The following is a 13,825-nucleotide window of genomic DNA, read 5'->3' as shown; positions in this document are numbered from 1 at the left end:
TTTTTAGTAAAACATTCAAAAAAAACCGCTCCGGTTCTGTTGCTTCTTTTCTCATTTTGGGGAAGAGATATTTATTCTTTCGAGTTGGATCCGGGAGGGAATCGGATCAAAGAAGGTAAAAATTCTTACGAACAAGGTGATTATAAAAGCTCATTGGAAAGATATAAGGAAGCAGATCCTTATTTTCCCGAAGATCCGAGATTGGAATTCAATCGAGGAGACTGCGAATACAAGTCCGGAAATTTAGATAAGGCGATCCGTCATTTTGAAAAATCCGCGGATTCAAAAGATTCTGCATTGAGAGCACAATCTCATTTTAATTTAGGAAATTCTTATCTAAAGTTAGGGGATAGAAAAAAAGCGGCGGAACACTATCTTCGTTCTCTAAAAGAGGATCCTAATTTAGAATCTGCCAAAAAGAATCTAGAATGGTTGCGTAAACTCCCTCCTCCCGAAGGTAAACAGGGCTCTGAAAATAAAGAAAGTATGTCGGAGGAAAAAGAAGAAAAATCTTCCGCATCTAAACAAAGCTCTAAAGGAAAGGAGAAGGCGGAAAAACAATCCAAGTCGGGTGACGGAAAGGACCGGAAAGATAAAAACAAATCCAAAATGGAAGACGAATTGGATCGCATCATGGAGTCTATGGATTTGGATTCAATAAAAAGAAGAAGTCCAGGTTCCCGGAACAAAGAGGTATTCTGGTGAAACGTTTTCTTTTTCTTTTATTATTTGGAGTTTTTCCTTTATTCGCACAAGGTCCAAAATTTTATCTTAGCCAAACTAGAGCAGACCTTGGAGATGCGGTATTTATTATATTAGAAACAGAGGGTGGGGCCCAAGTTCGTTTGATCGAAAAAGAATGGACCGGACAAGGGATCAAGGCGGTTTATTGGGGTACGGAAGAAAACACCACTATAGTAAACTTCAAAGTATATCGTAAAAAGCTAATTAAATACAGACTAACGGCGTCCGCACCCGGACGATTTTCCGTGCCTGAAATAGAAGTGGAAGTAGACGGACAAAAAGTGGGATCGGGAATGATGACTTTGGAAATTTCTCCCAGAAGTTCCTCTACTAACAAGTCTTCGGGATTTTTTTCGAATCGGTACTTTTTTAGCGAAGAAACGGAAGGTCCGGAAGACGGAGATCTAAAAGTATTATTCAGGACGAATAAGGATCAAGTCTGGGTAGGGGAGCCTATTCTTGGATTTTTCACTCTATATTACAGAAATGCAATGCACCCTTATATAGATAGGGATTTCTCCAGTTCTATAGAATTCCCTTATTTCAGGAGCGAGGCACTTTCTGGGATCAATCTTCTGATCCCAGAGCAGGTAATTTACGAAGGGTTAGAGTTTGAAACTGCAGTTTATAATAAGGAAACTTTCATTCTTACACCTTTGAGAAAGGGTGAATATTCTTTAGGTTCTACGGTATTTCACTTGGAAGGAAGACAACAGTCCTTTTTTCATATGAGAAGTATCAAGACGATCCCGAGTAAAATATTCGTAAAGGATCTGCCTTCTCCTTCTCCTCCGGAATTTAAAGGAGCAGTAGGCAATTTTAAGATAGGATTAGAAGAATATCCTAAGGCTGCCTTTTTAGGAGAACCTTTTCAGTTTAAGCTGACTATTTCAGGGAATGGAAACCTTTCTTCTATTAGAGATCCTTTATTGAGTGTATGTGATACATCTTGTTATCCTGAGATCACTTTTTTGCAAACAAGACAGCAGAGAGATTTTAGGGAACTTGGTCCGGGAGAGTTCGGGTTCTATCTAAATCACTCTTATCACTATTCGGTCCTTCCTAAAAAAAAGGGAGTTTGGAAACCGGAGGATCTGAAATTCACTTTTTTCAATCCTAGTTCAGGCAGATATGAGTCTTCCTCTATTCGTTTTCCCGATTTGGAGATAGGGCCTCCTATGCCAAAACAGGCAATTATTCCCGAAGATACAGGAAGTAAGGGGGGATCTTTTTTAGTAATTTCCATTCTTCTTTCCATCGTATCTGTAGGAGCCAGTGCGTTGACCGTCTTGACATTGCGTAAAAAGCGCCAAGCAGAAGTACTATTGAAACGACTTGACCTCTGGATAGGTTCCAAAAGAGGTTTTGTTTTGAAACATTCTGTGATGACCAAGGGATTACCGGAAGAAGAAGCTAGTCTTCTTGCAAGTTGGAAGTCCGACACGGTTCCATTGACCGAAACTTACAAAGGATTGGGACCTTCTTCCAAAGAAGCTCTGATTAGGATCTCACACTGGTTATCTGATAAATTAAAAGAGGAGGAATCCGAATGAGCGAAGAAGTAAAAGGTAGGATCTCCGTAGAAACGGAGAATATTTTTCCGATTATTAAGAAATGGTTATATTCGGAAAAAGATATATTCTTGAGAGAGTTGGTTTCGAACGCATGCGATGCGATAGCTAAACTCAAAAAAATCTCCTTGAACGAGGAATTCGAGGGAGGGACCGATTATAGGATCGATCTGGACTTTGACCAAGAAACTCGGATACTGACTGTCCAAGATAACGGGATCGGGATGACCGACGAAGAGGTGAATCGTTATATCAACCAGATCGCATTTTCCGGCGCGGAAGAATTCGTAAAAAAATACCAGTCGGAAGGGGACAAACCTGAGATCATAGGACATTTCGGTTTGGGATTCTATTCCAGCTTTATGGTTTCTTCTAAGGTAAAAATAGAAACCAAGTCTTATAAGAAAGGGAGTAGTCCGGTTGTTTGGGAAAGTGAGTCAGGTACTGAATTTTCCTTAAAACCGGGAGATAGATCCGAAAGAGGGACCAAGATCAGCTTATATCTGGACGGAGATTCCGGAGAGTATTTGGATTCTTGGAAACTGAAAGAGTTAGTTCGTAAATATTGCGATTTTCTTCCTGTTCCTATTTATGTAAAAGGGGAGAAGGCGAACAAACAAACCCCGTTATGGAGCGAGCAACCTTCTTCCGTTAAGAAAGAACAATACGATGAGTTTTATCAGTATTTGTTCCCATTTGCAGGAGAGCCTTTGTTCCATGTTCATTTAAACGTGGATTATCCTTTTAGGTTGCAAGGGATCTTGTATTTTCCAAGGCTAAAACATGAATTAGATGCGAATCGAATGGGGATCAAACTTTATTGCAATCATGTGTTTGTCTCCGACGAAGCAAAAGAGTTGGTGCCTCAATTTCTGACCGTTCTACAAGGAACTCTGGATATTCCGGATCTTCCATTGAATGTTTCCAGATCGTATCTACAAAATGACCCTTTAGTAAAAAAGATCTCTTCTCATATCGTTAAAAAAGTTTCCGACAAACTACAGGAAGAGTGGAACAAAAGTCCGGAGGAATTCCGTAAAAATTGGGATGAGATCTCCCTATTCGTTAAGTACGGATTGATGACCGACGAAAAATTTTATGAGTCCGCAAAGGATCTTATATTCTTCCGATCGTCTAACGGTGATTTAACGAAGCTGGAAGAATATGTAGAAAGAAATAAGGAAAAGAACTCTGGCAAAGTATATTATGCAGGAGAAGCGGAACTTTCTTCGGTATATATGGACCTTCTCAAGTCTCAGGGGTTGGAAGCTCTTCTTGTGGATTCGCGCATAGACAATCATTTCCTTCAATTTTTAGAAAGTAAAAACCCGGATTGGAAATTCCAGAGAGTTGATTCGGAGCTTGCGGACCAAGTTTTGGATAAGGATGCAAGTCCTGATCTTGCGGACCAAGATAACAAGACTTCGGAAGATAGATTGAAAGAAATTTTCACAAAATCTATTTCGAAAGAAGGGGTGGAGATCAAGACGGAGGCGTTGAAGTCGGAAGATATTCCTGCGGTGATCCTTCTTCCCGAACACTTAAGACGTTTGGCCGAGATGGGACAGATGTATGGCCAAAAGCCTGGGGACTTCCTGAAGAATCATACCCTTCTTCTTAACCGCCAATCAAAACTGGTTAAAAACATCCTGAATCTTTCCAAAGGTCTCCATCCGGAGAAGGCGGAAAAATTGGCTCGTTCCGTATACGATTTGGCTCTGTTAGGCGCCAAGCTGATCGGAGAGGACGAATTAAGCGATTTGATCCGCCGACAAAGGAGCTTGTTGGAAGATCTTTCCTCGGAATAATTCCGAAAAAAAAGGGGGGAAATCGGAGATCGTACCGATATTTTTATTGGTACCGGTATGCGGACACCGATTTTCCCGATTTTAATATCACTGATTTTACTGACTTCTGCCGGTTTATATTCTCAAGAACCGAGCAAGGGCAAACCGTCTTCCGAGGAGGAAGGCGAGGTGCATAAGGATGGCAGGTCCTTAGATAAAGAATATTACGAATATTATTTTAAAACACTTCCCAACTTAGATGTTTTGGAAAAGGAGAAGTTGGAGTATAACCTTATCCGTTCTTTAAAACTTGAGTTGAGAAAGAGAGATCCGGAGAAGATGACTTCGGAAGAACTTAAAAAAATAAACGCGAACTCGGTAAGATACGAGCGTGTTTTTGAAGATTCCATTTGGATGCGCGGGATCAGAAAACAAATGCAGTATTTAAAATTTAAGGATTTTATGTTTGTGATCGTTTACGAGAAGTATTACTGCTTTATTTCGTACGAGATGAATCCTGCTAGATATATACAAGAGCCTTATCAGGTGCAGTTGATCTTTAAAAAAGATAGCGCCTTTAATACTACTCTACCTCAGCCTTAAACGTTCTGAAATAAAGGCTGACCAAGACCAGTCCGAAAGAGAACAGGATCCCGAATAATAAAAAGTCCTGCATAAAACCGAAACCGGGAGGCGGGGCAGTGTTTCCTACGATCCTACCTAGGATCTTTGTTTTTCCGAAACTATTCCAGACAAGGGTACGAACCTGGACAGTATCTCCCACTCTCATTCTTCGATTCGTGGTTTGGTCCACTTCTTCTGTGACCTCGTGTTTTTTCCCCTGTTCGTCAGGCACCAAGTAAGTATACACGTTTACGGTTCTGCCTAACTTATTGAGTTTTGTATTCTCAACCAGGACCCCGAATTCTTTGTTCCCAGGAAGAGATAAGTTTTTGTATATCGATTCTAAACTTTTATTTTCCCAATAGACTGCAATGGAAAGAGGAAGAAAGAACGCAAGAGAAACCCAGCCCATGATAAAAAGGATCTTATAGAATGGGGTAGAGCTCGTTTTCATTCTCAGGCTTTATCATCTTTTTTGATAGGGATTATTACAACCAAGTTTCCTTTTTCTGTAGGAAGAAAAAACGAATGGTCCAGAGAGTCCGGTGCAATATTCTTAGGATATGAAGGTATCTAGGTCCGACTTTTTGAAATATATGGGAAAGGGGATGCTTGCTTTGACTGCGGCCCGGACCTTGGATCTGTTTTCCGAACCCGCAAAAGAGCCTTCTAAAAAAGTACATTCTTCGCATTCTTCCGTTACAAAAACAAAAAAAGGGATCTCTCCTAAAATTCCGGGAAGTAATTTTAAACCTCTACGCCCTAGTATTCAAGACGATCTTATCTTAGCGGCAGGTTTTACTTATGATCTGATCGCAGTGTACGGAGATAAGATCAACTCTAAGGGAGATACTTTCGGTTATGCTGCGGATTTTAACTGCTTCTTCCAATTCCCGAACGATCCAAATTCCGCGCTTCTTTGGACCAATCACGAATACTTAAACGAATTGGAATATTATGTAACCGGTTACGATTACAACCAAAAAGGTCCCAACAATAGAACGCCTGAACAGATAGAAAAGTATCTTTATTCTTTAGGGGGTTCGGTGATAGGGCTACGCAAATCCAATGGCTCTTGGGTATTAGATCCTGAATCTAAATACGGCAGGAGGATAAACGGAATGTCGGAATTCCAACTGAAAGGTCCCGTTGCCGGCTCTGATACGATCTCAAACAAAACAAAAGTGCGGGGTACGTTTGCCAATTGTTCCGGAGGACAAACATTTTGGAATACCGTTCTTTCTTGCGAAGAGAACTACGAAATGGTAGTAGAAGATTGTAAGCTGGAAGACTCTAAAGAATACGGTTGGATCATAGAAGTGGATCCTTTTGATCCTTCTTCCATTCCGGTAAAACATACTGCACTCGGAAGATTCTCTCATGAGAATGCTGCTTTAACTGTTTCCCCTTCCGGAAAATTGGTTGTGTATATGGGAGATGATTCTAAGGACCAATGTGTTTATAAGTTTGTCTCCGAAAAGAATTACGATCCTAAAAAAGGAAAATTAAACTCAGAACTTTTAGAACAAGGGACTTTATACGTAGGTAATTTTGAAAAATGTGTTTGGGTTCCACTGGATCTGGAAAAAAATCCGAATCTAAAGAACGCAAAAGATAAAGAAGGAAATCTTAAATTTAAGACCCAAGCGGACATTTTGGTATACTGTAGGGACGCTGCAAAGACTGCAGGCGGAACCCCGATGGACAGACCGGAAGATCTGGAAGTCCATCCATTAGATAAATCTGTTTTTGTTTCTTTTACCAACAATGATTCACACGGAAATTTTTACGGACAGATCGTTCGTATCAAGGAAGAGAATTCGGATGCGGAGTCGGTCCGTTTTGAGTTCGAAGTGTTCGTTGCTGGAGGAGGGAAAAGCGGATTTTCTTCTCCCGATAATTTGGCTTTTGATTCTTCCGGAAATCTTTGGATGGTGACCGACATGACCACTCGTTTGTTAGGAAAATCCATCTTCAAAAAATTCGGGAACAACGGTATGTTCTTTATTCCCACAAGCGGAGATGATTCTGGCAAAGCATTTCAATTCGCCTCCGCGCCGATAGGTGCGGAACTTACAGGTCCTTGGTTTACGCCTGATGAAGAGTTTTTATTCTTATCGGTCCAACATCCGGGAGAAGATACCAAGGATTATGATCTTCCTACAAGCCGTTGGCCTGCCAGAACAAAGGGAGATATGCCTAGACCGGGAGTGGTCGCGATCAGAAGAGCTTAGTTTTTAAGACAGGCGGCGATTGCGTCTTCTTCTTTTTCGAAATGAGCGAAAGGTTTCCAAAGACCTAATAAATTAAAGATCTGAATTACCTTTTCTCCAGCTTCCGTGAGTAAAAGTTTTTTACCTTCTCCAGTGAGTCTGTTCTTTAATTCGAAGATTGCACGAATTCCGGAACTGGAAACATACTTAAGATCCGATAAATTCAGAACGGTATTGTTTGCATGACTCACATCCAATACTTTTTCCTTAAATAGAGGGAAGGTGGACTCGTCTAGTCGGCCGGAAACCAAATATACTCTGATCTCTTTGCCTGCATCCTGTTCTAGAATTTTCAAACTATCCATGTTTTTGCACCACCACCCGCAATCTTTCCGGAGAAACGGAAAAGTCCGCTTTTGCCCCGGGAGGGAAATCGTAAATACGTTCCGCCAAGGAATCGATTGAGATCCCCCCGCGCATTTCGGATATTAGACGGAAAGAATTGTGAACCGTAAAGTGATCCAATTTGTATTGGAAACTTTCCTTCTTACGCAACTCTCTACAGTACACTTTGAAATAGGGCTCTTGCTTGTCAAAGCTTACGTCTTTATTTTCGCAAGACATAACCCAACCAGTAGAACCTGCTCCGGTATATACTAAAAGGCCCGAACATTTCTGTTCTTCGGAGACTTGTTCGTGAGAGATCAGAAATCGGCTCGTTAAGTCGGGACTATTATTACGGATAGAAATTTCGCTGATCCCTTGGAATGTCTCTATCGCTTGCCCGTTCGGATATTCTATCCGAACATTGATCCTGGGCCATTCTTCTATAATTATGTTCTCCCAATTTTGGGCAACTGCCTTTGAAATATCGGAGGTATGAAAGGATAAAAGGGCTCCGACAGAAGTTTCAGGATCCGAATTACATCCCAGAACTAAATTGTCCAAGGCATGATGGGCAACGTAAGTAAAATGATTGTCTCCACCTAACGCGATCACCAGATCATAGCGCGCAATATCTATATTTTCTAATTCTTCCCTAAAGATGAACTTTCCATTGGGGAAAGTACGTTTTAATTCTTCTCTGCTTTGGATCTGTCTTAGGTGAGATTGGTAGATCCTAGAGAATGAATCATTTTGGATCTGTGCTACTCTTTTGAATTCTTCTAGAGAGCCGTAACTCTCCAGATCTAATTCATACTTTGTTCTTTTAATGACTACCAGAACAGATTCGATCTTTTTTCGCATTTCCGCCGACATGGATTACCAATTTGGACGGATCTAGGTCTCCTAGAAAACGAAAAAAATCAGACCAATGCGGGTTCTGAAGAATTATTTGTCTTAGGGTCCGAGTCTGCCAGGATCGATTTCAGAACGGACATAGTGGTCCTAAACTTCATTCGATTTCCTGTAAGTCTGTACAGGGCCACCAAATGTTTTAGATTCCTAATATTTTCAGGTTCTCTGGATCTGAGTTTTTCAGCGAATTCCAAAGACTTCCAGTAATCCTTGGTTTTTCTAAGACAATAGGAAAGATAGAAGATATACTCGTTGTCGAATGGTATCTTGGAAAGATAAGCCTCCGTATATTTAGCACCTTCATCGAATTCTTTCGCATTGATGCAGATCCTGGCCATTTGTTTGTAAAGCGCCGGGTCCGAATCGTCTATCGCTAATGCTTGTGCAAAAACTTCTTTAGTCTTTTCGGTATTTCCCTTTTTATATTCTTTGATCCCGATCTGCAGAAGTCTGTTGTAATCATCCGAGACAACTTTTGCGCGGGAAGAAGGAACTTCTACTTCCTTATAGCTAATGCTCAAAAGACTTAAATCGTCTGAAACTTCTCCTGCTGCGTTGATCAATCTTTCTAAATCCTCTAAATTTCCGCCGGAAAGTTCCACAAATCTTAAGAATAAATACTCATCCTCGTTCATCACAGGTTCCGGAAAATTCGGGTCATAGAGTAAAATATCGTCTCTTCCGTCGGAACCTAGGAAAATCCTGTCGCCGGCTTCCAATTTATCCACTCTCACCAAGGGTTCGGTAGTATTTTCTGAGAAACCTAATTTACGAATAGGGAAGTCCGAATCTAAGAAACTCGCTTTTGCGTCCCTATATAACACCATATTGGGATGTTCTGCATTAATAGAATATAATGCTCCTGTCTCTTCATCCAAAAGGCATAGCAAAGCGGAAACCAGCATCGTACCGTCGAATGTAACGAACACGTTTTGTAATTCGGTGTAACAATCTTTTAGCCATTTTTCAGGAGTTTTCTTTTGGTTACTTCTGGAAAGTTGGGTCCTTGTAACGATTGCCTTGAATACTGTCCCCATTACGAGGGCACCACCTGCGCCTTGGATGGATTTACCCATTGCGTCCGAGTTCATGATGGCCAAATATTTTTTACCGTATAATGTGATCTCACTGATGGAAACTAGGTCTCCACCGATATCCGCCTCTTTCTTTCTGAATACGAAAGTTTTCTTTTGTCTTAATATACCGCTGATCTTAGTATTCGGACTTTGGTATTTAGTGGTAGCAAGCGGACGAAGTAGTAAGGAAGTCAGATAGTAATCTCCGTCTTGCTTTTCTTTCAAAGCGCGGAGATCATCCAGGGTTTCCTGCAATTCTTTCGTCTTCTCCTCCACCTTTTTCTCCAGGAACATTTGGTGATCCAAAAGATCCTTTTTCATTTCGATGAATACTTCCGCCATTTCCCCTAATTCGTCAGAACGATTTAAGTCCACAATTTTGGATTCGTCTTCATTAGGGTTCTGCATCGCAAAGTTGAGTGCCTTTACCGCGTCTATAATATCCCTAGAAAATCTATAAGATGCGAATAAGATACCGCCGAACACCGCAAGAGCAATCAGTCCGCAATACAACCAAAGATTTCGAGTAGATTCGTAAAGTTCTGTCTCATCTATCAAGAGAACGAAATCTAATTTAAGATTACTTAATCCTTGGTTTTCGTAAGGGACCTGAGTGAGATAATAATGTCTTCCTTCTAAGGTGAATCTGGAAATTCCAGCAAGGTCTTTCGGTTTTCTATCTCCTAAATATTTTGAGATGGTAGCGTCCGAAAAAGAGATCAGTTTGTCTTTTTCATAAATGGCTAGGTGAACGTCTTCCGAACCGGTGATTGTTTGGATAAACTTATCATCCACCACCTGGCCCACCATCATGATCCCGCCGTTCCTAAGAGGGGCAGTGACCCTAAGTCCAAGACCGCTATGGCCGATCTCCAGTGTCGAAGCGATCCTACCTTGTAAAGCCTCTTGCACTATCTTCTGCCCCGACTTATCGTCCCCATAATCGGCCGGTCTATGGAATCTAAAATAGACATGACCCGTCTTATCATGGATCTCAAAGATAGAAAGACCATACTGAGTCATGATCCCTTTGATATATTCCAGGTTGCCTTGTAGGATACCTCTATTCCCCAAACCATTCTCTAAAATGGAAAGGGTCTTTTGGTTTCTTTCTATTTCTTTAAGAAGAAGGCGGATGACTTCTTCCTTATGTTTTAGTTCCTTCCTGAACTCCAGAGAACGGTCTAATGCTCTTTTGTCCTGAGGTTCGTTTTTAACTTGGTCGATCATTTGAATGAATGTAATCGCCAGAATAAGTACTAATAGAAGCTGACTTGCTCCCAGAATGAGAAAAATTTTTTGTCTAAAACTCATATATTGTTCCGGAAATGGAATCTCCCTAGATCGGGAAGGCGCACTTTGTATTTTTAGCCTTTTTCTCTTCTATAAAAAAGAGACCCAAAACTTACACTGGGAAGATCCCATTCGTACTAAGGTTTCGTGAAATTCAGGTTACAAAAATATTCCGCCTAATACATGGTTAGTCGGTGTTGGAGGCGGAGGCGCGGAGTTAGAATGAGGCGCAGTGTTTATTCTCACGCAGAGCCGCGGAGCCGCAAAGTTTTAGGGCTACTGACTTAAAATCTCCTCTGCGTCTTGGCGCCTCTTGCGTGCCACTTTCCTGCGTCTCTTTTGAACGCTGCGCCTCCTTAAACTTGACCGCAGACCAAGTGTTAGGAACTCTAACAAGATGGAAGATCAAGAACCTAAAAAGCAGGGATTTCCGTTTCACCCTCTGGAAGACTTCGTATTAGGAGAGGTCCTTGGTCGGACCCTAATCAAATTAGGACATTCTAAAGAAGAAGTAACAAAGGCAATTCACTCTCATCTACCTGAAGGCCAGCCCGAGTTCCTTTTTACCCCGAATGCAAAAAAGCAACTTCTGCTACAAAGTATGCCTGTGGAACTCAGAAGTTTCCTGGAAGCAGGTAAAGAAAAAGAAGTTTTGAACATCTTTCGCAAAACTATCTCGGAAGAAGGTAGATTGGACCTTGCACTGGAACTCCTCGAATGGATTTGCACCGGATTCGAAAAAGAAGAATTGGTCCGTTCCATATTCCAAGTGGTATTGAACGGGAAAATAGAATTAAGTTCCGAATTCTATCCTCTTTTAATGGAAGAATACGATAAAGAGATGAGAGGTGACTTGGATAGGATCCGAGAAGAATAAAAAAAGCCGCTTGTTCCCAAGCGGCTTCCAGAAACTCACTAAATTAAATAGATCTTAAGCTACATCAGCTAAAGGAGAAGGCGCAGTCCCGGAAAGTTCTTTTCTTCCTTTTTCGGTCCAAACAGCTCTTTGGATGGTGATGATGCCCATAAAATGTAGTACCTTCATCACTTGATAAGTGATATCCAGCTCGAACCAACGGAACGCAAAATTCGGAGAGTTCGGATGAGCATGATGATTGTTTTGGTACAATTCTCCCATGATCAAAAAATCCACCGGCAAAGTGTTTTTGGAATTGTCGGGATTTTTTGCGTGGTTGCGATATCCATACATATGACCGCACCAGTTCACGATCGCACCGTGAGTTGGTCCCATTAGATAATGGATCGGTAATAAAGCATACAACCAAACTGCGTCCGCAGGAACGAATGCCATATAGAAAAGAGTGTAAGAAGTTCCGAAGAACAAACGAACGAACCAAGAGTCCGCAAAACGATCGAACCAAGGGATCTCAGGATAGTTTCCTTTGAACTCTTTCTCCACTTCTTCTTTACGATCTAAAATGTTTTCGTATACGACTGCGGTAGTCCACATCATATCGAAAAATCCTTTAGAAGCTACAGGAGAATGGGGATCTTTTGCGGTGTCGCTGTAAGCGTGGTGTCTTCTGTGAAGAATTGCGTACGCTCTCGGATTAAGAAAGGAAGAACCTTGTACAACAAAGGTAAAGAAGTAAAAGAACTTTTCCCAGAAACGGTTCAGTTTGAACATCTGGTGAGCGGAATAACGATGTAAATAGAACGATTGAACGAAAGCGGCTAAAATCCAATGTGCCGCAAAAAAACTTAGAATGATTGCCATGGAGGGCTCCCTTTTTTTCTAAAAAATAGGAGTCAATTTGGGAGGGTAGGTTGCAAAAAATGTGAGGGGAAATTGGGAAATTTAGGCGATTATGGTCTCTTTACAAGGATTTTCCCCGAAAAAAAGGCAGGTTTCGGGCTTGCGCATTCGTGCTCGTCCGGCAAGCCGGACTAAAAGCCCTACATACCCCTGTCGCGGAGCGGTAGAAAGATGCCTTGAATAAGAATAGATCCTTCTACTTCTTTAAATTCGGAATATTCGGTTTTTTAAATGCGGCCCTACTTCTGGTCCCGCCTTCTTTTTCCAAAAACTCAGCGATCTCTTTGCGTTCATAAGCAAGCGCCATGGACAAAGGGGTATAACCTTCTGCCTGAGCATTGATGGAAGCTTTTTTACGGACAAGCTCCTTAACTACATTCGGAAGATCGAATACGATCGCAAGATGGATCGGTTTCCAACCTAAATAATCCGCATTCGGATCTGCGCCCTTTTCAAGCGACTCCAGGGATTTATTCTCATTCTTATCGTATAAGCTGGAAATCAAGATACGATTTTGATTCAGTATTTCTTCTTCCGAAATTTTGGTTTCGGAATTGGTGTTTGAATTATCGGATCGGATCACACTGGAAGGATCTCCCGCAAATGCATAATCATAAATAGGTTTTGATGCAGGAGGTTTCGTATGATAATACAAATATGATTTCGAAAAATTCGGATGAGAAATTTTAGTCACTTCCTGAGGATTTGTTTGGCTGAAATAAACGTCCCCATAGTTTTTATTAGTAAATAATAATGCTATAATTGTCTGAGCTGTCCAAGGCGCCCAAGTAGCATAATAACCTTTGAATCCGGTCTCCAGAAAAGGAGAAGAATACATGGAGATCCTCTTTTTAGTTTCTTCGTCCCGGATCACTCCCATATCGTATGCCATATTGCCCGCAGTAAAACAAGCTCCTAAGAATAGAATGATCGCCCCCGGTGCAGGTTTTAAACCGGAAGAAATTTGCTCGTTAGAAACGAATTCTTTTCCCAAATAGAATCCACCTACGGTTCTCTGATCATAAGGTGGTTGGTCCAAATTGGTACCGACCCCATGTCCCGCATACAGAACTATATTCGCATTTTGTGAAGCTTCTTTGATTCCTGACCAAGGATTATTCGGAGGATAAAATTCGCTGACGGAAACTCCTCTGTCTTTTAAGACTTTTACAAGTCCTTTGATATTGTTCACATATTCTCTGGTCTTGGGACCTTCGTTTCCGTCGACTTCGCCAACGATTGCCACCGCTTTTAAACCATCGCCGGAAACGGTAGGCGAGGGAAGTTCCGCTCTTTTTTTGATCCCGGAGAACGTACCGCCGACGGCATTAGTAGGGTGAACAAATTTAATTTCTTCTGAAAAAGAAGAACTAAAAGAAAATAAAAGTAGAAGCGTGGAGAAGAATAAACCGGACGAGAATTTCATCCAATGATTGGATGA

12 protein-coding genes are annotated in these 13,825 nt (G+C 41.3%); 6 read left to right on the top strand and 6 right to left on the bottom strand.

Going from position 1 to position 13,825, the window contains the following annotated elements; translation table 11 throughout:
• The first annotated feature begins 39 nt into the window (after positions 1 to 39).
• From batC to LEP1GSC185_RS11840, 4 genes are read left to right on the top strand one after another with little or no spacing between them, the layout of a single operon-like run.
• Positions 40 to 705 (top strand): TPR repeat-containing protein BatC, encoded by a 666-nt coding sequence (gene batC / locus LEP1GSC185_RS20275; protein WP_420864563.1) that lies wholly within the window; start codon positions 40 to 42, stop codon positions 703 to 705.
• Positions 702 to 2,297 (top strand): BatD family protein, encoded by a 1,596-nt coding sequence (locus LEP1GSC185_RS11850; protein ID WP_008588847.1) that lies wholly within the window; start codon positions 702 to 704, stop codon positions 2,295 to 2,297. Before batC ends, LEP1GSC185_RS11850 begins: the two co-directional genes overlap by 4 nt.
• Positions 2,294 to 4,123, top strand: coding sequence for a molecular chaperone HtpG (htpG, locus tag LEP1GSC185_RS11845; protein ID WP_008588998.1), 1,830 nt, complete (start codon positions 2,294 to 2,296; stop codon positions 4,121 to 4,123). Before LEP1GSC185_RS11850 ends, htpG begins: the two co-directional genes overlap by 4 nt.
• Positions 4,124 to 4,180: 57 nt before the next feature.
• Complete coding sequence (locus tag LEP1GSC185_RS11840) at positions 4,181 to 4,705, top strand: hypothetical protein (RefSeq protein ID WP_008588915.1); 525 nt, start codon at positions 4,181 to 4,183, stop codon at positions 4,703 to 4,705.
• Here the strand turns inward: LEP1GSC185_RS11840 and LEP1GSC185_RS11835 are convergent.
• Entirely contained in the window at positions 4,686 to 5,180 is a 495-nt protein-coding gene (locus LEP1GSC185_RS11835) for a hypothetical protein (protein WP_008589038.1), read from the bottom strand. The genes LEP1GSC185_RS11840 and LEP1GSC185_RS11835 overlap by 20 nt on opposite strands.
• A 109-nt stretch (positions 5,181 to 5,289) precedes the next feature.
• Between LEP1GSC185_RS11835 and LEP1GSC185_RS11830 the strand changes: the two genes are divergently transcribed.
• Positions 5,290 to 6,960, top strand: coding sequence for a PhoX family protein (locus tag LEP1GSC185_RS11830; protein ID WP_008596831.1), 1,671 nt, complete (start codon positions 5,290 to 5,292; stop codon positions 6,958 to 6,960).
• Here LEP1GSC185_RS11830 and LEP1GSC185_RS11825 read toward each other — a convergent pair.
• The 3 genes from LEP1GSC185_RS11825 to LEP1GSC185_RS11815 are packed head-to-tail and all read right to left on the bottom strand — an operon-like array spanning position 6,957 to position 10,628.
• Positions 6,957 to 7,304: an STAS domain-containing protein gene (locus LEP1GSC185_RS11825; RefSeq protein ID WP_008588781.1), complete on the bottom strand. Its 348-nt coding sequence runs from the start codon at positions 7,302 to 7,304 to the stop codon at positions 6,957 to 6,959. The genes LEP1GSC185_RS11830 and LEP1GSC185_RS11825 overlap by 4 nt on opposite strands.
• A complete protein-coding gene (locus tag LEP1GSC185_RS11820) occupies positions 7,297 to 8,199 on the bottom strand; it encodes a diacylglycerol kinase catalytic domain-containing protein (protein ID WP_008589111.1) in 903 nt (300 codons plus the stop codon). Before LEP1GSC185_RS11820 ends, LEP1GSC185_RS11825 begins: the two co-directional genes overlap by 8 nt.
• Positions 8,200 to 8,246: 47 nt before the next feature.
• A complete protein-coding gene (locus tag LEP1GSC185_RS11815) occupies positions 8,247 to 10,628 on the bottom strand; it encodes a SpoIIE family protein phosphatase (RefSeq protein WP_008588800.1) in 2,382 nt (793 codons plus the stop codon).
• 376 nt (positions 10,629 to 11,004) lie between these two features.
• On the opposite strand from LEP1GSC185_RS11815, the gene LEP1GSC185_RS11805 reads away from it, so the two are divergent.
• A complete protein-coding gene (locus LEP1GSC185_RS11805; protein WP_008588807.1) occupies positions 11,005 to 11,484 on the top strand; it encodes a hypothetical protein in 480 nt (159 codons plus the stop codon).
• 54 nt (positions 11,485 to 11,538) lie between these two features.
• On the opposite strand, the gene LEP1GSC185_RS11800 is transcribed toward LEP1GSC185_RS11805, so the two are convergent.
• Together LEP1GSC185_RS11800 and LEP1GSC185_RS11795 are read right to left on the bottom strand one after the other, a co-directional pair.
• Complete coding sequence (locus LEP1GSC185_RS11800) at positions 11,539 to 12,345, bottom strand: acyl-CoA desaturase (RefSeq protein WP_008589258.1); 807 nt, start codon at positions 12,343 to 12,345, stop codon at positions 11,539 to 11,541.
• 235 nt (positions 12,346 to 12,580) lie between these two features.
• Entirely contained in the window at positions 12,581 to 13,810 is a 1,230-nt protein-coding gene (locus LEP1GSC185_RS11795; RefSeq protein ID WP_008589115.1) for an ankyrin repeat domain-containing protein, read from the bottom strand.
• Positions 13,811 to 13,825 lie beyond the last annotated feature (15 nt).

The sequence above is a fragment of the Leptospira licerasiae serovar Varillal str. VAR 010 genome (genome assembly GCF_000244755.1).
Lineage (GTDB): Bacteria > Spirochaetota > Leptospiria > Leptospirales > Leptospiraceae > Leptospira_B > Leptospira_B licerasiae.
The sequence above is the reverse complement of the archived record's forward strand: the minus strand, read 5'-3'. Positions and strand labels throughout refer to the sequence as shown.

Coding starts and splice junctions, on each gene's coding strand:
- htpG (WP_008588998.1), top strand. CDS start 2,294: ATGAGCGAAGAAGTAAAAGGTAGGATCTCCGTAGAAACGGAGAATATT.
- LEP1GSC185_RS11840 (WP_008588915.1), top strand. CDS start 4,181: ATGCGGACACCGATTTTCCCGATTTTAATATCACTGATTTTACTGACT.
- LEP1GSC185_RS11835 (WP_008589038.1), bottom strand. CDS start 5,180: ATGAAAACGAGCTCTACCCCATTCTATAAGATCCTTTTTATCATGGGC.
- LEP1GSC185_RS11830 (WP_008596831.1), top strand. CDS start 5,290: ATGAAGGTATCTAGGTCCGACTTTTTGAAATATATGGGAAAGGGGATG.
- LEP1GSC185_RS11825 (WP_008588781.1), bottom strand. CDS start 7,304: ATGGATAGTTTGAAAATTCTAGAACAGGATGCAGGCAAAGAGATCAGA.
- LEP1GSC185_RS11820 (WP_008589111.1), bottom strand. CDS start 8,199: ATGTCGGCGGAAATGCGAAAAAAGATCGAATCTGTTCTGGTAGTCATT.
- LEP1GSC185_RS11815 (WP_008588800.1), bottom strand. CDS start 10,628: ATGAGTTTTAGACAAAAAATTTTTCTCATTCTGGGAGCAAGTCAGCTT.
- LEP1GSC185_RS11805 (WP_008588807.1), top strand. CDS start 11,005: ATGGAAGATCAAGAACCTAAAAAGCAGGGATTTCCGTTTCACCCTCTG.
- LEP1GSC185_RS11800 (WP_008589258.1), bottom strand. CDS start 12,345: ATGGCAATCATTCTAAGTTTTTTTGCGGCACATTGGATTTTAGCCGCT.
- LEP1GSC185_RS11795 (WP_008589115.1), bottom strand. CDS start 13,810: ATGAAATTCTCGTCCGGTTTATTCTTCTCCACGCTTCTACTTTTATTT.